Raw genomic sequence first — 18,165 nt, forward strand, 5'->3', positions numbered from 1 at the left:
CCAGAGAGGACGCCGTCATGGCCGCCCGCATCCCATCGCTTACCCCCGAGCAGTTCGCCGAACTCGGCCGCGAGCTCGACGCGCTGCGCCGCGAGCTGGTCGCCGACCTCGGCGAGCCGGACGCCGCCTACCTCCGCCGGGTCGTGGCCGCGCAGCAGCGGTTCGAGGCGCTCGGCCGGGCGCTGCTGTGGGCGGGCTGGTTCCCGCCCGCGTGGGTGGCGGGCACGGCAGCGCTGTCGGTCTCCAAGATCCTCGACAACATGGAGATCGGCCACAACGTCATGCACGGCCAGTACGACTGGATGGGCGATCCCAAGCTCAACTCGAAGATGTTCGAGTGGGACACCGTGTGCCCGTCGGAGCAGTGGCGGCACACGCACAACTACGTGCACCACACCTACACCAACATCATCGGCAAGGACCGCGACATCGGGTACGGCCTGCTGCGCATGGTCGACGCCCAGTACTGGCGGCCGTACTACCTGGGCAACCCGGTCTACGCCTTCCTGCTCATGGTGTTCTTCGAGTGGGGCGTCATGCTGCACGACCTGGAGCTCGACCGGCTCATGACCGGGCGCCGCTCGTGGGCGTCGACCAAGGCCCTGCGCAGGCGGATGTGGGAGAAGAGCGGCAGGCAGGCGCTCAAGGACTACGTGCTGTTCCCGCTGCTGAGCGGTCCCGGCGCGCTGGCGACCCTGACCGGCAACGCGGTCGCCAACCTGGTCCGCAACCTGTGGGCGTTCAGCATCATCTTCTGCGGGCACTTCCCCGAGGGTGTGGCCGACTTCACCCAGGAGGAGTGCGAGAACGAGACGCGCGGGCAGTGGTACTACCGGCAGCTGCTGGGCTCCAGCAACATCACCGGCGGGAAGCTGTTCCACGTGCTGACGGGCAACCTCAGCTTCCAGATCGAGCACCACCTGTTCCCGGACATCCCCGCCCGCCGGTACCAGGAGATCGCGCCGAGGGTGCGGGAGATCTGCCAGCGGTACGGCCTGCGGTACAACACCGGGCCGCTGGGCAGGCAGATCGGCAGCGTGTGGCGGAAGATCTTCCGGCTGGCCCTGCCGCCGCGCCCGGTCGGGCGCTCGGAGCTGTCGGCGATCCCGAAGGCGGCGTGAGTGGGCGCGCCCGGCGGTGAGCGGGAGTGGCGCGGCTGGCTGGCGGACTGGCTGACCGGGCTGCTCGGGCGGCCGGTCACTGCCGAGGACCTGGACCGGCCGCTGCACGAGTTCGGCGTGTCGTCGCGCTCGGCGACCATGCTGGCCGCGCGGATCGGCGAGCTGATCGGCCGCGACCAGCCGTCTACTTTGGTCTGGTCAGCGCCGACGATCGCCGATCTCGCGCGCACGCTCGCCCACGGCGCCGCGCCGATCGACCCCGCGCGGGCTCGGACGGCTGAGCCGATCGCGGTGGTGGGCCTGGCCTGCCGCTTCCCCGGGGCGGCGTCCGCCGACGCGTTCTGGTCGTCGCTGATCGACGGGCGCTCGGCGATCTCGACCGTGCCCGAGGGCCGGTGGGAGCAGTTCGCGCCCCGGGTGGCCGAGCACGGGCTGCCGCGCTTCGGCGGCTTCCTCGACGACATCGCCGGGTTCGACGCGGAGTTCTTCGGCATCAGCCCGCGCGAGGCCGAGCTGATGGACCCGCAGCAGCGCCTGCTGCTGGAGGTCGTCTGGGACGCGCTCGCGCACGCGAACATCCCGCCGGACTCGGTGCGGGGCAGCGATTGCGGCGTGTTCGTCGGCCTGTCGGCCACCGAGTACGGCCAGCTGACCATGACCGACCTCGACCGCGTCGAGGCGTGGTCGGCCACGGGCGCCGCCGCGTCGCTGGCGGCCAACCGCGTCTCCTACGCCCTCGGCGCGCACGGCCCGAGCGTCACCACGGACACGGCGTGCTCGTCGTCCCTGGTCGCCGTGCACCTGGCGATGAGCGCGCTGGCCGACGGGGACGCGTCGATGGCCGTCGTAGGCGGGGTCAACGCGCTCCTCTCGCCCGGGATCACCGCCACCTTCCACCGGGCGGGCGCGCTGGCCGCCGACGGGCGGTGCAAGCCGTTCGACGCCTCGGCCGACGGGATCGTCCGGGGCGAGGGCTGCGGCGTGGTCGTCCTCAAGCGGCTCGACGACGCCCGGCGCGCGGGCGACCGGGTCCTGGCCGTGCTGCGGGGGAGCGCGGTCAACTCCGACGGCCGGTCCAACGGGATCATGGCGCCCAACCCGATCGCCCAGCAGCGCCTGCTGACGAGCGCGTACGCCAAGGCGGGCGTGACGGCGGGTGCGGTGGACTACGTCGAGGCGCACGGCACCGGCACGCTGCTCGGCGACCCGATCGAGGCCGGGGCGCTGTCCTCGGTGCTCGGCGTGGGCCGGGACCCGCAGCGACCGCTGCTGATCGGGTCGGTCAAGGGAAACCTGGGGCACCTGGAGGGTGCGGCGGGCATCGCCGGGCTCATCAAGGTGGTGTTGGCGATGCGGCACTCCCGCATCCCGGCGAGCCTGAACTTCACCGAGCCCAACCCGCACGTGGACTTCTCCGCACTGCGCGTGGTGACCGAGGAGACGGACTGGCCTCGGTACCCGGGGGTGGCGCGCGCGGGCGTGTCGGCGTTCGGGTTCGGCGGCGCCAACGCGCACGTGGTGGTGGAGGAGTGGCCGCGGGGCATCCCCGCGCCGGACGTCTGGGACCGGCCGAGGGTCGTCGCGCTGTCGGCGCGGTCGGTCGAGCGGCTGCGCGACCGCGCCCGCGCGCTCGCCGACTGGCCCGGCGACATCGTCGCCCCGGCCGTGCTGCACGCCGCCGACCCCGGTCCGGTGCGGGCGGCGGTGCCCGCGCGGGACGCGGACGAGCTGCGTGAGCGCCTGCGCGCCATCGCCGACGGCGGCACGGCCTTCACCGGCTCGGGGGCGTGGTCCGACCCGGTGTTCGTCTTCTCCGGGCACGGCTCCCAGTGGTCGGGGATGGCCCGGCGGCTGCTCGCCGACGAACCGGCCTTCGCCGCGGCCGTCCGGACGCTGGACCCGGTGTTCACCGAGGTCACCGGGTCCGGGCTGGTCGCGCTCACCGAGGCAGACGGCCTGGCCGCCCGGCAGCTCGCGCTGTTCGGCACGCAGGTGGCGATGGTCGAGCTGTGGCGCTCGTACGGCGTGCGGCCCGCTGCGGTGATCGGCCACTCGATGGGTGAGGTGGCCGCGGCGGTGGCCGTCGGGGCGCTGTCTCCTGTGGACGGTCTGCGGGTGATGTGGCACCGGTCCCGCCTGCTTGCGGCGGTCCACGACGCCGGGGGCGGCGCGATGGCGGTGGTCGAGGCGACGCCGGAGGAACTGCACGACTTCCCGGGCGTGACCGTCGCCGTCTACGGCTCGCCCACGCAGTGCACGGTCACCGGGCCAGCGGAGCAGGTGGCGGCGCTGGTCGAGCGGGTCGGCGGGCGCGGCGGGCTCGCCCGGACGCTGCCGGTGACCGGGGCGGGCCACGCCGCGGCCGTGGACCCGATGCTGGACCGGCTCCGCTACGCCCTGGGCGCGCTGCGGCCCCGCGGCACGGCCACGCCGTGGTACTCGACGGTGCTGGACGACCCGCGCGCCCGTCCCGCGTTCGACAACGCCTACTGGGCGGCCAACCTGCGCCGCCCGGTCCGCTTCACCCAGGCGGTCGCCGCCGCCCTGCACGACGGGCACCGCGCCTTCGTCGAGATCGCCCCGCACCCGGTCGCCACGGCCGCGATCGAGCAGACCGCGGCGGGCCTGGCCGTCACGGTGATCCCCACCCTGCGCCGCGCACCCGACGACGACTTCGCCACCGCCCTCGCCGCCGTGCACGCCCACGGACACCCGGACGCCCTGCGACGCCGCTACCCGGACCGCCTGGTGGCCGACCTGCCGCCACCGGTGTGGCGGCGCCGCCGGTACTGGGCGTCGACCCCGCCACCGCGCTCCGGGCACCCGTTCCTGGGCAGGCGGGCGGAGATCCCGGGCACCACCGACGTGGTCTGGTCCGGCCGGGTCGGGACGGCCGAGCACCCCTGGCTGGCCGAGCACCCCGCGCACGGGGTCCCGGTGCTGCCGGTCGCGGCTGCCGTCGAACTGCTGCTGGCGGCGGCCCAGGACCTAGGCCACCCACCCGCCCTCCGCGACGTCGTCCTGCACCGCCTCCTGCCGCTGGAGGAGGACACAGAGGTGTCGGTGGTCGCCGAAGGCGACCACCTGACGATCTCCGCGCGCTCCGGGCAGAACTGGACCACGGTGGCCACGGGGTCTATTAAGGACAACCGCGGTGCGGACGGCGAGACGGACTCCGTGGCCGCCGCCGGCCTGGGTGAGGGCGGAGGGGTCTCCTCCCGGTCGGGTGGTGAATCGGGCCCGGTAGCTGGTGCGGGTGGGTTCGGTGGGAGTGCCTTCCCGTCGGGTGGTGGGTCGGACTTGGTGGTGGGCGGGGATGGGTCCGGTGGGGGGTTCTTCCGGTCTGGTGGTGGGTCGGACTTGGTGGCGGGCGGGGATGGGTCCGGTGGGGGGTTCTTCCGGTCGGGTGGTGAGGCGGTCTCGGTGGCTGGTGCGGGTGGGTTCGGTGGGAGTGCCTTCTCGCCGGGCGGTGAGTCGGACTTGATGGCGGGCGGTGGAAGGTTCGTCCCGCCGGGCGGTGAGTTGGTCTCGGTGGTGGGTGGGGGTGGGTCCGGTGGGGGTGTGCTCCCGTCGGGCGGTGAATCGGACTTGGTGGCGGGTGCGGGCTGGGCTGGCGGAGGCGTCTTTCGGTCGGGCTCGGTTTTGGTGGGCGGTGCGGGCGTGGGTGGGGCCGGTCGAGACTTCTCCCGGTCAGGGCATGACGTGGCTGTCGAGCAGCCCAGGGGGGCGGGGTTCGTCCTCCATCCCGAGTTGGGTGAGGCCGCGCTGCGGGTGTTGGTCGGGGTGGGGGAGCGGCGGGCCGGCCGGATCGGGCGGGTGCGGGTGCTCAGTGATCCGCGTCGGGCCACTCGGGCGACGGCCGGTGCCGGGGGCGTGTGGCTCAGCGACGCCGACGGGGTGGCGCTGGTGTCCTTCGAAGGCGTGGAGCTGGACGAGGTGCGGCGTGCCGATGTCCCGTTCACCCCGCGCAGGCTTGCCTACCAGGCGGAGTGGGCGCCCGCCGAGCCCAGGTCCGGCGGTGCGCGGCTGGCCTGGGTGCTGCTCGTGGCCGACGGGTTCGATCCCGCCGAGGTCGTCGCCGGGTTGGGGCCGGACTGCAGGGTATTGCCCCTGTCCGCGCGCGGCGACCTCGTCGCGGCCGTCGGTGACGGGACCGGGGTCGGCGTCGCGGTCCTGCCCGGATCGCCCGCCGACCTCGGGGCCGCGCGGGCAGCGGTGCTGGCCGTCGCCGAGGTCGTCCGCGACCTCGTGGCGCTGCCGCACGCACCCCGCCTGTGGATCGCGACCCGGAACGCCGCGATCATCCGACCGGGCGAGGCAGGCCAGCCGAACGTCGCCGCCCTACGCGGACTGGTCCGGGTCCTCGCCTTCGAACACCCCGAACTCCGAGCAAGCTGGGTAGACACCGACACCGACGCCGCCATCGCCAGAGAACTGACCGCCGACACCCCCGACGACGAAACCGCCTGGCGCGGCAACCAGCGCTACACCCGCAAACTCACCCGCGCCGACCTGCCCGACCGGGACGTTCCGGTCGTGCGGGCCGGGGCCTACCTGGTCTCCGGTGGCCTCGGCGCGCTCGGCATCGTCGTCGCCCGCTGGCTGGCTGAGCACGGCGCGAGCCGGGTTGTGTTGTCCAGTAGGCGGATGACGCCCGACGCGCGGGTGGCGGTGGATGGGATCGGGTGTGAGGTCGAGGTCGTGCTCGGGGACATCGCCGAGCCCGGGGTGGCCGAGCGGATGGTGCACGCCGCCGGGCCACATCCGGTGCGGGGCGTGGTGCACGCGGCCGGGGTGCTCGCCGACGGGGCCGTGCTCGCGATGACCGCGGCTGACCTGGCCGCGGTCTGGTGGGCGAAGACCGAGGGCGCGCTTCGCCTGCACGAGGCGTGCCAGGGCGTCGAGTTGGACTGGTGGTTGGCCTACTCCTCCGCGGCGGCCCTCTTCGGCTCCCCCGGCCAGGCCGCCTACGCCACCGCCAACGCCTGGCTCGACGCCTTCACTGGGTGGCGGCGGGCCCAGGACCTGCCCGCCGCCACCATCCAGTGGGGCGCCTGGGCCAACGCCCCCGCCAACCCCGTGCTGGAGCCGATGCCGACCGAGGAGGGCACGGCCGCCTTGGCCGCCGTCCTCGCCTCGGGCCGCGGGGAGACCGGGATCAGCAGGCTCGACGCCGACACCGTGCTGGAGCTGTTCCCGCGCATCGCCGAGCGGCCGTTCTTCGCCCTCCTCGCCGGGAACCGGCCCGCGGCCGGACCGTGGGCAGGCATCGACGCCCTGCGCACGCTCGCCGTGGACGACCCCGAACGCGCCAGGACCGTCATCGGGGAGCACGTGCGCGCGGTCGTCGCCGAGATGATGGGCCTCGCCCCCGACCTGCTGCCCCCGGACACCGCGCTCACCGCGCTCGGGATGGATTCGCTGCTGGCGATGCGCGCCAGGGCGGCCGTCGAGCGCGACTTCGGCGCCACCATCCCGCTGCCCCTGCTGCTGCGCGGCGCCAGCCTGGCCGACATCGCCGACCACATCGCGGGCGTGGCGCTCACCCCGGCGCGCCGCCCGGCCCGCCCGGGCACGCGGGACCTGGCCGAGCGCTGGGTCGCCCTGCGCTGGCGGCAGGTGCTGGGCGACGCCGAGGTCGCGGTGGACGAGCCGTTCCCGGGCGACGACGCCGCGGCGCGCAGGCTGGCAGCCGCGGTGACCGACGAACTCGGCGAGGTCGGCGACCTGTTCGCCGAGCCCACCATCGCCGGGATGGCCGACGTCGTCCGTGCCCGGCTCGAGGCGGGCGAGGGGACGGTGCGCCACCTCGGCGGCGAGGGCCCGCCGGTGTTCCTGTTCCACGCCGCGGGCAGCCCGACCGCCGCGTACCGGCCGCTGGCCCGGCTGCTGCCCACCGTCGCCTCCTACGGCCTCGAACGCCTGGATGACCTGTCCACTGTGGAGGAGAAGGCGGCGCGCTACGTCGAGCTGATCACCGAGCGGCAGCCCGAGGGGCCGTACCGGCTGGGCGGCTGGTCGTTCGGCGGGATCCTCGCCTACGAGACCGCGCGGCTGCTCACCGCGCGCGGCGCGGAGGTCGGGCTGCTGTTCCTGATCGACACCATCCTGCCGCTGCGCGCGGGCGAGCACGACGAACTGCTGCGCCTGGCCCGGTTCACCGAGTACGTCGAGCAGACCTACCAGGTCGACCTCGGCCTGCCCGACCTCGCCGGGATGACGGAGGACGAGCGGTCCGCGCTGGTCACGGCCCGGCTGCGGGAACGCGTGTCCCGGATGGGCGACGCGGTGCTGGAGCACCAGCAGACGTCCTTCGCCGACGCCCGCATCGCCGAGCGCTACACCCCGAGCCCGTACGCGGGCCCGGTCCTGCTGTTCCGGGCCAAGGACCCGCACCCGCTCACCACCACCCTCGACCCCCGCTACCTGCGCACCGACGACGCGCTGGGCTGGGACGAGTTCTGCCCCGCCCTGGAGGTCGTCGCGGTGCCCGGCGACCACATCAGCGTGATCGACCCGCCGCACGTCGCCGTGGTCGCCGACCGGATCGCCCGGGAGCTGACATGAACCGACGAGCCGTCGTCCTCGCCGCCGTCACGCTGGCGGCCGCGCTCACGCCCACCGCCGCGGCGCAGCCGGTGTCCGCCGACGACGGCGCCCGCGTCGTCGCGGAGACCCGCGTCGACGAGCGCACGATCGACCTGCGCGTCGAGTCGCCCGCGCTCGGCGCGACCGCGCCCGTGCGGCTGCTGGTCCCGCAGGGCTGGGAGCCCGGCGCCGGGCGGTCGTGGCCGGTGCTCTGGCTGCTGCACGGCTGCTGCGAGCCCGCCGACTACGAGTCCTGGACCCGCTTCACCGACGTGGCCGCGTTCACCGCTGATCAGCCGGTGCTGGTCGTGATGCCCAGCGGCGGCGCCATCGGCATGTACAGCGACTGGTGGAACTGGGGTCTGTCCGACCGGCCCGACTGGCGCGAGTTCCACATGGTGGAGCTGTGGCAGATCCTCCAGCGCGGCTACGGCGCGGGCGACCGGGCCGCCATCGCGGGGCTCTCCATGGGCGGCTACGGCGCGCTGGAGTACGCCACCCGCTTCCCCGGCCGCTTCGGCGCCGTGGCCTCCTACAGCGCGGCGCCGAACGTGCTCGCCCCCGGGCTGCCCGAGGTCACCCAGCTGAACCTGATCTCCCAGGGCTTCCCGGTCTGGGGCCTGCTCTGGGGCGACCCGTGGCTCAACCGCGCCCGCTGGCGCGACCACAACCCGTACGACAAGGTCGACCTGCTGCGCGGCGCCCGGCTCTACATCTCCGCGGGCGACGGCGCCCGCGGCCCGCTCGACGACGCGGGCAAGCCCATCGTGCCCGGCCTGCTGGAGTCCGTGGCGCTGACCAACTCCCGCGGGTTCGCCGACAAGCTGCGCCGCTCCGGCATCCCCGCCACCACAGACTTCTACACCCCCGGAACGCATTCCTGGCCGTACTGGGAACGCGCGTTGCGCCGATCGTGGCCCGTCCTGGCCGACGGCCTGGGCATCTAACGGAGGAACCCACATGACCATGCCTTCCCAGCTGCGCCGGACCGACGTCTCCGACCTCGGCGCCGACTCCCTGCCCGCCGCGCTCGCCCGGTGGGCGCGGGAGCGCGCCGACGAGCGGGCGGTCACCTTCGTCGACTACCAGTCCGACGCGGACGGTGTCGCGGTATCGCTGACGTGGCGCGAGCTCGACGCCCGGGTGGACGCCGTCGCGGCGTGGTGCGCGGGCCGGGCCGAGCGGGGCGACCGGGTCGCGGTGCTGGTGGAGCAGTCCGCGGAGTACGTCGTGGCCTTCCTCGGCGCGCTGCGGGCCGGACTGGTCGCGGTGCCGCTGTTCCCGCCGTCGCCGCTGCCCGGGCACAACGACCGGCTCGCGGGGGTGCTGGCCGACTGCGGCCCCAGGATCGTGCTGACCACGCGCGAGCAGGCCGACGGGGTGGAGCTGTTCCTGCGCGAGCGCAAGCTCTCCGGGCCCCGGCTGGCCGCGGTCGACGTGCTGCCGCAGGCGGCGTTCGACCCGGTCCCGCTGGCCGCGGAGGACCTGGCGTACCTGCAGTACACGTCCGGCTCGACGCGCGCGCCCGCCGGGGTGATGATCACGCACGGGAACGTCGTCGCCAACGCCCGGCAGGGGTACACCGCCTACGAGTGCGACGCGGCGACCACCTCGGTGAGCTGGCTGCCGCTGTTCCACGACATGGGCCTGGTCGTCGGCCTCGCCGTGCCGGTGCTGGGCGGCTTCGCGGCCACCCTGATGGACCCGCTGGCGTTCCTCATCCGGCCGCAGCGCTGGCTGCAGCAGCTGGCGGCCACGCCGGGACCGGCCGTCAGCGCCGCGCCGAACTTCGCCTACGGCTACGTCGCCTCCCGCACCACGGAGGCGGAGAAGGCCGAGCTGCGGCTGGACCACGTGGTGTCCCTCGGCGACGGAAGCGAGCCCGTGCTGCCCGCCACGCTGGCCGCCTTCTACACGAAGTTCGCCGACTGCGGACTGGCGCCGCGCATGCACCGGCACACCTACGGGCTGGCCGAGGCGGTCGTGATGATCTCCGTGTCGCCCGCGGGGAGCCCGCCCCGGCAGCGCACGTTCGACCGGGCCAGCCTGGCCGCCGGTCGGGCGGTGCCGGTGGAGCCGGGGGCGGAGCACGGCTCGACGCTGGTGTCCGCGGGCAGGCCGGTGGACCAGAAGCTGCGCATCGTCGACCCGGAGACCGGGGTGGTGCTGCCGGACGGGCGGGTCGGCGAGATCTGGTCCAGCGGCGCGAACGTCGGCGTGGGCTACTGGGGGCGGGAGTCGGCCGAGGTGTTCGAGGCCGTGGCGACCGACGCCGACGGCGAGCCGGTCGCGCCCTACCCGGGCCGCGCGGGCTGGCTGCGCACCGGCGACCTCGGCGTGGTGCTGGACGGAGAGCTGTTCATCACCGGGCGCATCAAGGACCTGATCATCGTCGACGGGCAGAACCACTACCCGCAGGACATCGAGGTCACCGTCGAACAGGCCCACCCGGCGATCCGCAGGCACACCGTGGCCGCGTTCGCCGTGGCCGGGCCGAGCGGCGAGCAGGCCGTGGTGGTCGCCGAGCGGGCCAAGCAGGTGGCCGCCGCCGACGTCGACACCGCCGAACTGACCGCGGCGGTCCGGGCCGCGGTGTCCCAGGCGCACGGCCTGGCGCTGCGGGAGGTGAAGCTGCTCGAACCGGGGGCGGTGCCGCGCACGTCCAGCGGCAAGATCCAGCGCTCGGCCTGCCGCGCCCGCTACGCCGAGGGCACTCTTTGACCGCGCCGCCGTTCGCCCGCGGGCCGGTGCTGGCCATCGCGGGCGCGGTCGGCGTGGTCCTGCTCGCGGTCAGCGGCCGCTTCGGCTACTTCGGCGACGAGCTGTATTTCCTGGCCACGGGCCGCTACCACCCCGCGTGGGGGTACGCGGACAACCCGTGGCTGCTGCCGACGCTGGCGCGGGCGCTGGACTGGCTGTTCCCCGGCTCGGTGGTCGGCCTGCGGCTGCTGCCGCTGCTGCTGACCTCGCTCGGGGTGGTGGTGTCGGCGCTGATCGCCCGCGAGTTCGGCGGCGGGGCGAAGGCGCAGGTGCTCACCGCGGGGGCGTACGCGTTGGCGTGGCAGATCCTGGCGTCCGGCCACGTGCTGGCGACGTCCACTGTGGACCCGTTCGCCTGGGTGCTGGTGAGCTGGCTGGTGGCGCGGTGGATCAGGGTCCGGTCCGACGGCCTGCTGTGGTGGGCGGGCGTGGTGACGGCGGTGGCGATGCAGGGCAAGTTCCTGATCGCGTTCCTCTGGCTCGCGCTTGCGGCGGGCGCGCTGATCGCGGGCCCGCGCGACCTGCTCCGCCGCCCCGCGCTGTGGGCGGGCGGGGCGCTCACCCTCGCCGCGACCGTGCCCACCCTGCGCTGGCAGGCGGCCAACGACTGGCCGTACCTGCTGATGCACGACGTGGTCGCCGAGCAGAACGCCCGCCTGCTCGGCGGCTCGGTGGCGATGGTCCCGCTGGCCGTGGTGATGGCGGGCCTGGTGGGCGCTTTCCTGGCCTGCCACGGGGTCTACAGCCTGTTCCGCTCGCCGGAGCACCGGCTGTTCGGGTGGGCGGCGGTGGTGGTGACGGTGCTGTTCGTGCTCACGGCGAGCCGGTACTACTACGTGGCGGGGCTGTACGCGGTCCTGTTCGCCGCGTCCGCGGTGCGGATCGAGCAGCACGGCATCGCCCGCTGGTGGCGGTGGGTGCCGACGTGGCCGGTGTACGCGCTGTCGGTGCCGATCGCGGTGTACCTGTGCCTCCCGGTCCGCCCGTCGGACGGCTGGACGGGGGTGGACCTGGTGGACTTCGTGGCCAGCGGCAGCCACGGCTGGCCCGAGCTCGCCGAGACCGCCGCCACCGCCTACCACGCCCTCCCGACCCGGGAGAACACCGCGATCATGGGCGACTCGTACTGGCAGTCAAGCGCCCTGGACGTCTTCGGTCGGCCACTGGGCCTGCCGAGGGCCTACGGACCCGAACGCGGGTACTGGTACACGGGCACGCCACCCGCGACCACGACCCAGGTCCTCTACGTCGGAGGCACGCGCGACTGGCTCACCCGCCACTTCACCGACGTCCACCAGGTGTCGACGGTCCGACTGGAGACCCCGGCGCAGACGGCGAACCAGGGGGTGCCGGTGTACGTGTGCACCGGACCACGGGCGCCGTGGCCGGAACTGTGGGACCGCATGCACCGCCCGTGAGGTGTGGTGACCGAGAGACCGGTGGCCGGTTCGGCGGGCGGCTTCGGTGAGAGCAGGCGGGCGTTGGTGTGTTGGGTGTGTGGGGTTGGCTTCGGCGAGGGCTGGGGTTGGTGCGTCGGGTGGGAGTTTGTGGGGTCGGCTTTGGTGAGGGCAGGCGGGGGTGGGGTGTTGAGCGGGAGTTGTGGGGTCGGCTTCGGGGAGGGCTGGCGGGGTTGGGTGCGCCAGGCGCGAGGCTGGCGGTCAGTGTGAGGGTCCGCTCGAAGAAATGCCCGCCCAACCCGCGCGCCGCGGTGGTCCTCGGCATAAAGGCGGTGGTCGATGCCCGACCGGCCGCTATAGTTCCCGTCGTGCACCGGTTGTTCACGATCACTCCGCCGCCCGCCGCCTAGGGCGGGGCGGGGGCCAGGGCTGCGGCGGTCGTCGCGGCTGTTCGGCGTGCGCTCCGCAGAAGAACGCATTCGTTCCTCTGACGTCGGAGCACATCCTTGTCTTCCACCAGATCCCTTCTCCTTCTCGTGCTCGCGGGCCTGCTCTGGGGCACCGGCGGGCTGGCGGGCGCGCTGCTGCAGTCCCGCACCGGGCTGCACCCCGTCGCCGTGGCGGCGTATCGGCTGTTGATCGGCGGCGGGCTCGCCACCCTGGCGTTGGCCGCGGCCGTCCGGGGCGTTCCGCGCACCGCGGCCGTCGGGCGCAGGTTGCTCGCCGTGGGCGGGCTCGTGGCGTTCTTCCAGGCCGGGTACTTCGGCGCCGTCGAGCTGATCTCGGTCAGCACGGCGACGCTGCTGACCATCGGCAGCGTGCCGGTGTTCGTCGCCGTCGCGTGCCGGGACCGGCGGGGGCGGACGCTCGTCGCCGTCGGGCTCGCCGTGGTCGGGCTCGCGCTGTTGGCGGGCGGGCCGATCACCGGCGACCTCCGGCGGACGGCCGTGGGCGTGGCGCTCTCGCTGGCCGCCGGGGCGGGCTTCGCCGCCGTCACCGTGGTCACCCGGCGGCCCATCCCCGGCCTGGGCGGCGGGGTGACCACCGCGCTCGGCCTGCTGCTCGGCGGTCTGCTGCTGCTCCCGCTCGCCCTGCCGCTGGGCATGGCCGTCCCGCTGCGCGCCGACGTGCTGGTGACCGCGGCGTTCCTCGGCGTCGTCCCGACCGCCGTGGCCTACGGCGCGTACTTCGCGGGACTGCGCGGCGCGCCCGCCGTCACCGCCGCCGTGGCGAGCATGCTCGAACCGCTCACCGCGACCGTGCTGGCCGTCATCCTGCTGGACGACCGGCTGACCGCAGCGGGGGTCGTCGGGGCCTGCCTGCTCGCGGTCGCGCTGGTGCTCACGGCAGTGCCTGCGCGATATCGGCCCACAGGTCGTCCGGGTGTTCCAGGCCCAGCGCGATCCGGACCGTCCCGGCGGTGACGCCCGCCCGGGCCAGCACGGCCGGGTCGACCGAGCGGTGGCTGGTGGTCGCCGGGTGCATGGCCACGGTCTCCGGGCCGCCCAGCGACCCGGCGTTGAGGATCAGCCGCAGCCGGTCGAGGAACGCGTGCGGGTCGGCCAGGTCGAGGGCCAGCGTGCCGCCGTAGCCGCCGTCCAACAGCTTGGTGGCGCGGGCGTGGCTGGGGCTCGCGGCCAGGCCGGGGTAGTGCACCTTCGCCACGGCCGGGTGCTCGGCCAGCCGCGAGGCCATCTCGGCCGCGGTCGAGCACGCCGCGGCCACCCGCAGGGACAGCGTCTTCATGCCGCGGATCACCAGCCACGCGGCGAACGGGTCCATGGCCGCGCCCAGCGTCACCGCCTGCCGCCACGCCCGCCGGTGCAGGTCGGCGTCGGCGAACACGGCGACGCCGCCGATCACGTCGTGGTGGCCGCCGAGGTACTTCGTCGCGGAGTGCACGACCACGTCCGCGCCGAACTCCAGCGGCCTGCACAGCATCGGCGTGGCGAAGGTGTTGTCCACGACGGTGGCCACCCCGGCCGCCCGGGCCGCGGCGACGAGCCCGGGCAGGTCGGGGACCACGCACGTCGGGTTGGCGATCGTCTCCATGACGAGCAGGCGCGTCCGCGGCCGCAGCGCCGCGGTCAGCTCGGCCGGGTCGTCCCCGGGGATGGACGACACGGTGATGCCCCACCGCTCCGCGAGCCCGCTCAGCGCGGCGTGGGTGCCGCCATACAGCGCTTCCTGGACGATCACGTGGTCGCCCGCGCGCAGCAGCGCGAACAGGACCGCGTTGATCGCGCTCATCCCCGATCCGGTGGCGAGCCCGGCGACCCCGCCCTCGAGGTCGGCGAGCCCGTCCTCCAGCGCGCGCACGGTCGGGTTGCCGTAACCGCTGTAGAGGAACGCCTGGTCGGGGCCGGTGAACGCGGCGGCGAGCTCGGCAGCGGTGTCGAAGGCGAAGATCGCGTTCTGGTAGAGCGGCACGCCCACCGGTCGCCCCTCGACGGGGGTGGGCACGCTCATCCGGGTGGCGCGGGTCGCGGGGTGCTGGGTCATGACCTCCACCCTGGAGCAGCCCGCGGCGGCCGCGAAGGTCCAATCGGGGGCAATTGGTTTGCCCGTGAGGCCACTACGCTGCCGGGTGTGCGGGTGTCGCTGGAGGAGCTGCGGTCGCGGCTGGGCCGCTGGTCGGCCGGTCGCGGGCCGCTGTCGGTGCTGCTGGCGGCCCGGCTGCGGCAGATGATCGACGACGGCGAGCTGGTCCCCGACGCCGTGCTCCCGCCGGACCGGACGCTCGCCGCCGGGCTCTCCGTCGGCCGGACCACCGTGGTCGCCGCCTACGACCTGCTCGCCCAGGAGGGCCGGATCGTCCGGCGGCAGGGCAGCGGCACCCGGGTCGCGCCCGCCCCGGCCCCGCTGCGCAGGCGCGACACGGCCAACCCGCTGTTCCGCCACCTGCTGGAGCCCGCCGACCACGTCATCCAACTCGTCTGCGCCGCCCCGGACGCCATGCCAGCCGTCGTGGCCGACGCCTACGCCACCGCTCTGCGGCGCGGGATCACCGACGACATCGGCTACCACCCCGCGGGCCACCCCCGGTTGCGCGCCGCCCTTGCCGAGCGGTACGCGGTCGACCCGGCGACCGTCCTGGTGACCACCGGCGCGCAGCAGGCGCTCTCGCTCATCGCGTCGGCGCTGGTCGCGCCGGGCGACCGGGTCGTGGTGGAGGCCCCGACGTATCCCGGCGCGCTGGAGGTCTTCCGCGACGCCGCCGCCGTGCTGCGGCCCGTGCCGACCACAATGGACGGTCTCGATGTCGGCGCGCTCGTGCGTGCGCTGGGGGAGCGGCCCGCGCTCGCCTACCTCGTGCCGACCAACCACAACCCGACCGGCACCTCCGTGTCCGACCTCGCCCGCAGGCGCATCGCCGCGGCGGCGGCCGGGACGGTGATCGTCGAGGACGAGGCCCTGGCCGACCTGGGCTTCACCGAGCCGCTGCCCGCGATCTCCCGGTACGCCCCGGACCGCGTGCTCACCATCGGCTCGCTCGCCAAGACCGTCTGGGGCGGCCTGCGGATCGGCTGGGTGCGCGGCCCTGAGCCGCTGATCCGCAGGCTGGCCAGGGCCAAGGCGGTGCACGACCTCGGCACGGACGTGCCAGCCCAACTCGCCGCGGCCGAGCTGGTGTCCACTTTGGATGACTTGCGCGCCCAGCGGGCCGCGCTCCTGCGACACCGCCACGACCACCTCTGCGCCCTGCTGCGCGACCTCCTGCCCACCTGGCGCTTCCGCCCAGCCGACGGCGGCCAGACCCTCTGGGTGGAACTACCCCACGGCGACGGCAACTCCTACGCTCAGACCGCCCTCCGCCACGGCGTCGCCGTCCTCTCCGGCACCACCCTCGACCCCAACGGCGACAGCGCCCGTTTCCTCCGCATCCCGTTCCTGTCCCCACCCGACGTCCTCACCGACGCGACCCAACGCCTGGCCAGCGCGTGGCGGGAGTATGCAGCGGGCCCGCGGTCATTGGTGGGTTGAGGGACGGCGACCGCGCAACGTTTGAAACGAGGGTCCGCGAGCTTGCCCGTTAGCTGGGCTATTGGGCAGAACGGCCGCAGACCAGGACTGCGGTCGCTGGTCGGCGAAGGCCGCCCGCCTGTCACGGCCGCGGGCCGCAGCCGCGGCCAACAAAGAAAGCCAGCCGCTCAGCGACGACAGCGCGGCGCACGGAACTGCTTTCCGCCGCTCGGCCGACCGCTCACGGCCCCTGGCGCCTGCTGAGGTGGGCGCGGTCCATGCTTCCTCGCTGTCGACACCGGTTGGCCACCCACCGCTCTCCCACCCACGGACGCCGCCACCGGTCGGCAGCGTGCCGCGTCAGAGCCGGGGCATCGGTCGGAGCGGAGTGGTTGTCAGGCGTCAGCGCTGCCGGAGTCGGGGTGCTCATCGGAAGCCAGGTCCGCCTGCCGAGCGTCACCGGTCGACCGGGCGGTCGAACTGGTAGACGTGGTGCTCCCGGTCGTCGATGGGGTTCTCCGGCTCCATCTCCACCGTCGCGATGCGCCTGGCGCCTGCTTTCTCCAGGGCTCGCCAGGATGCCCTGTTGGCCGCGACGATCGGGATGATGATGACTGACGCGTCCGGGTAGTCGGTCCAGGTGCGGGCCACCGCCCAGCGGATGAGGCGGGTGCCGAGGCCCTTGCCGGTGCGGTGCGGGTCGCCGATGAGGTAGTCGATCGTCATGGTGTCCAGCGGGGTGGGGACCGCCGCGGACAGCTGGTCGAACTCGTCGGCGTAGTCGGCCACGCGGCAGCGCTGGAACAGGGCGACCGGCTCGCCGTCCACCGAGACCAGCCAGTCCTCGCCGGGCTCATCGCCGCGGGCGGCGGCGCCGAAGTCGCGCTCCACCGCCTCCGGGGTGAACTCGTGGTGCCACCAGCGGTGCACGTGCGGCTGGGCCAGCCACCCGGCCAGCAGCGGGAAGTCGGCGGGTGTGACGCGGCGCCAGTCGATCCGGTTCTCCACCCGCCGACGGTAGTACGGCGCATCCACCGCGAGCATCCGATTTAGCGCGCGTGCTCCCGATGCCGCTTGCGCACGCGCTTGACCACGAACCACACGACCGCCGCGCCCACGCCGATGAACACCACTGTCTGGAAGATCGACGCGTACTGGTCCACCACGTGCCAGTTCGCGCCCAGCAGGTAGCCCGCGACGACGAAGACGCTGTTCCACACCAGACTGCCCAGCGTGGTGAGCAGCAGGAAGACGGCGAAGTTCATCCGCTCCACCCCGGCGGGCAGCGAGATCAGGCTGCGGAACAGCGGCACCATCCTGCCGAAGAACACCGCCTTGGTCCCGTGTCTGGCGAACCACCGCTCCGTGCGGTCGAAGTCCTCGACGTCCAGCAGCGGGATGCGCCTGATCAGCGCCCGCGTGCGGTCACGGCCGAGCAGCATGCCGAGCACGTAGACCACGACCGCGCCCGCCACCGAGCCGACCGTCGTCCAGATGAGCGCCGCGAGCAGGCTGAACGCGCCCTGGCTCGCCGAGAACCCCGCGAGCGGCAGCAGGAACTCGCTGGGCAGGGGCGGGAACACGTTCTCCAGCGCGAGCAGCAGCGCGGCGCCGAACCCGCCGAGGGCGTCCATGACGTCGACCGCCCACCCGGCCAGGCCGCCCACCGGCTCCTGGGCGGCGTCGGCGAGCACGAGGTCAGGCATGGGCGCTTCTCCCGGGGTAGGTGGTCGACAGGTGGTGGGCTACCCCGTTCCGCTCCCGGAATCCCCCGGCACCGCCGCGGGCGTGGCCTCGTGCCCGGGTTGCCCCGGGGTGCGGCGGTCGCGCTTGAGCCCGGCCTCCCAGAGGTGCCGCAGCCCGCCGGTCAGCTCCCGGCCCTCGCGCTCGAACGCGCGGAACGGCTCGTAGTAGGTGTCCTCGTAGTCCTCGACCACCTGGAACGTCCACCGCCCCGGCAGCACGTTGCGGCCGAGCAGCTCGGTCTCCAACCGCGTGGCCAGCCCGCCGTGCCCGGCGTCGCGCAGGGCCTTCACGGCCTCCTCCAGCTTGAAGTCGGCCGACCCGGTCAGCTGGTGGAAGGCGTAGAGGTGGCCGTGCGCGATCTGCACGGTCTCCCACGCCTCGGTGAGCAGGCCGACGGCCTTGACGGTGGCGTCGTCGACATCGATCTCACCGGTGAGGCGCGGGTCGCTGGGTTCAGGCTCCATGCCGGTCTAGTACCCCGTGTCCGCCGCCGCGATGTATGTCCGGCGCGGACAGGACAGTGACCGGGAGCACTGGGAGTAGTTTGGTAAGGCTTGCCTTGCTAAGTTCTCCGTGGTTCGGCGCTTGAG

General features: G+C 74.1%; 11 protein-coding genes. 7 read left to right on the forward strand and 4 right to left on the reverse strand.

Annotated features, from left to right (window positions below):
• The first annotated feature begins 17 nt into the window (after positions 1–17).
• The 6 genes from Actkin_RS09410 to Actkin_RS09435 all read left to right on the forward strand — a co-directional run bounded on the left by Actkin_RS09410 (position 18) and on the right by Actkin_RS09435 (position 13,290).
• Positions 18–1,121, forward strand: a complete 1,104-nt coding sequence (locus Actkin_RS09410; RefSeq protein WP_258906731.1) for a fatty acid desaturase family protein — start codon at positions 18–20, stop codon at positions 1,119–1,121.
• Positions 1,122–7,688, forward strand: a complete 6,567-nt coding sequence (locus Actkin_RS09415; protein ID WP_258906732.1) for a type I polyketide synthase — start codon at positions 1,122–1,124, stop codon at positions 7,686–7,688.
• A complete protein-coding gene (locus Actkin_RS09420; protein ID WP_258906733.1) occupies positions 7,685–8,656 on the forward strand; it encodes an alpha/beta hydrolase in 972 nt (323 codons plus the stop codon). The genes Actkin_RS09415 and Actkin_RS09420 overlap by 4 nt, the downstream gene beginning before the upstream one ends.
• Before the next feature lie 13 nt (positions 8,657–8,669).
• On the forward strand, positions 8,670–10,430 hold the full coding sequence (locus Actkin_RS09425; protein ID WP_258906734.1) for a fatty acyl-AMP ligase: 1,761 nt from the start codon (positions 8,670–8,672) through the stop codon (positions 10,428–10,430).
• Positions 10,427–11,887 carry a glycosyltransferase family 39 protein gene (locus Actkin_RS09430; RefSeq protein WP_258906735.1) on the forward strand — a complete coding sequence of 487 codons (1,461 nt, stop codon included), beginning with the start codon at positions 10,427–10,429 and terminating at the stop codon, positions 11,885–11,887. Before Actkin_RS09425 ends, Actkin_RS09430 begins: the two co-directional genes overlap by 4 nt.
• A gap of 485 nt (positions 11,888–12,372) precedes the next feature.
• Positions 12,373–13,290, forward strand: coding sequence for a DMT family transporter (locus Actkin_RS09435; protein WP_189213065.1), 918 nt, complete (start codon positions 12,373–12,375; stop codon positions 13,288–13,290).
• On the opposite strand, the gene Actkin_RS09440 is transcribed toward Actkin_RS09435, so the two are convergent.
• A complete protein-coding gene (locus Actkin_RS09440; RefSeq protein WP_258906737.1) occupies positions 13,208–14,368 on the reverse strand; it encodes a trans-sulfuration enzyme family protein in 1,161 nt (386 codons plus the stop codon). The genes Actkin_RS09435 and Actkin_RS09440 overlap by 83 nt on opposite strands.
• A gap of 87 nt (positions 14,369–14,455) precedes the next feature.
• Here Actkin_RS09440 and Actkin_RS09445 point away from each other — a divergent pair, with 87 nt between their 5' ends.
• The gene (locus tag Actkin_RS09445; RefSeq protein ID WP_258906738.1) at positions 14,456–15,850 is read left to right on the forward strand and encodes an aminotransferase-like domain-containing protein; all 1,395 of its coding nucleotides are present in this window, start codon (positions 14,456–14,458) and stop codon (positions 15,848–15,850) included.
• A gap of 435 nt (positions 15,851–16,285) precedes the next feature.
• Here the strand turns inward: Actkin_RS09445 and Actkin_RS09450 are convergent, their stop codons facing one another.
• Genes Actkin_RS09450 through Actkin_RS09460 form a run of 3 tightly spaced genes read right to left on the reverse strand, consistent with a single transcriptional unit; the run spans position 16,286 to position 18,039 of the window.
• Complete coding sequence (locus Actkin_RS09450; protein ID WP_258906740.1) at positions 16,286–16,837, reverse strand: GNAT family N-acetyltransferase; 552 nt, start codon at positions 16,835–16,837, stop codon at positions 16,286–16,288.
• Between the two features lie 41 nt (positions 16,838–16,878).
• Positions 16,879–17,535, reverse strand: coding sequence for a DedA family protein (locus tag Actkin_RS09455; RefSeq protein WP_189213062.1), 657 nt, complete (start codon positions 17,533–17,535; stop codon positions 16,879–16,881).
• 39 nt (positions 17,536–17,574) lie between these two features.
• Complete coding sequence (locus tag Actkin_RS09460; protein ID WP_258906741.1) at positions 17,575–18,039, reverse strand: hypothetical protein; 465 nt, start codon at positions 18,037–18,039, stop codon at positions 17,575–17,577.
• Positions 18,040–18,165: the final 126 nt, after the last annotated feature.

The organism is Actinokineospora sp. UTMC 2448, assembly GCF_024760565.1.
Classification (GTDB): domain Bacteria; phylum Actinomycetota; class Actinomycetes; order Mycobacteriales; family Pseudonocardiaceae; genus Actinokineospora; species Actinokineospora fastidiosa.

Bases quoted from the DNA above. Each gene is read 5' to 3' on its own strand.
- Actkin_RS09455 (WP_189213062.1), bottom strand. From the start codon at position 17,535: ATGCCTGACCTCGTGCTCGCCGACGCCGCCCAGGAGCCGGTGGGCGGC.
- Actkin_RS09420 (WP_258906733.1), top strand. From the start codon at position 7,685: ATGAACCGACGAGCCGTCGTCCTCGCCGCCGTCACGCTGGCGGCCGCG.
- Actkin_RS09460 (WP_258906741.1), bottom strand. From the start codon at position 18,039: ATGGAGCCTGAACCCAGCGACCCGCGCCTCACCGGTGAGATCGATGTC.
- Actkin_RS09410 (WP_258906731.1), top strand. From the start codon at position 18: ATGGCCGCCCGCATCCCATCGCTTACCCCCGAGCAGTTCGCCGAACTC.
- Actkin_RS09440 (WP_258906737.1), bottom strand. From the start codon at position 14,368: ATGACCCAGCACCCCGCGACCCGCGCCACCCGGATGAGCGTGCCCACC.
- Actkin_RS09425 (WP_258906734.1), top strand. From the start codon at position 8,670: ATGACCATGCCTTCCCAGCTGCGCCGGACCGACGTCTCCGACCTCGGC.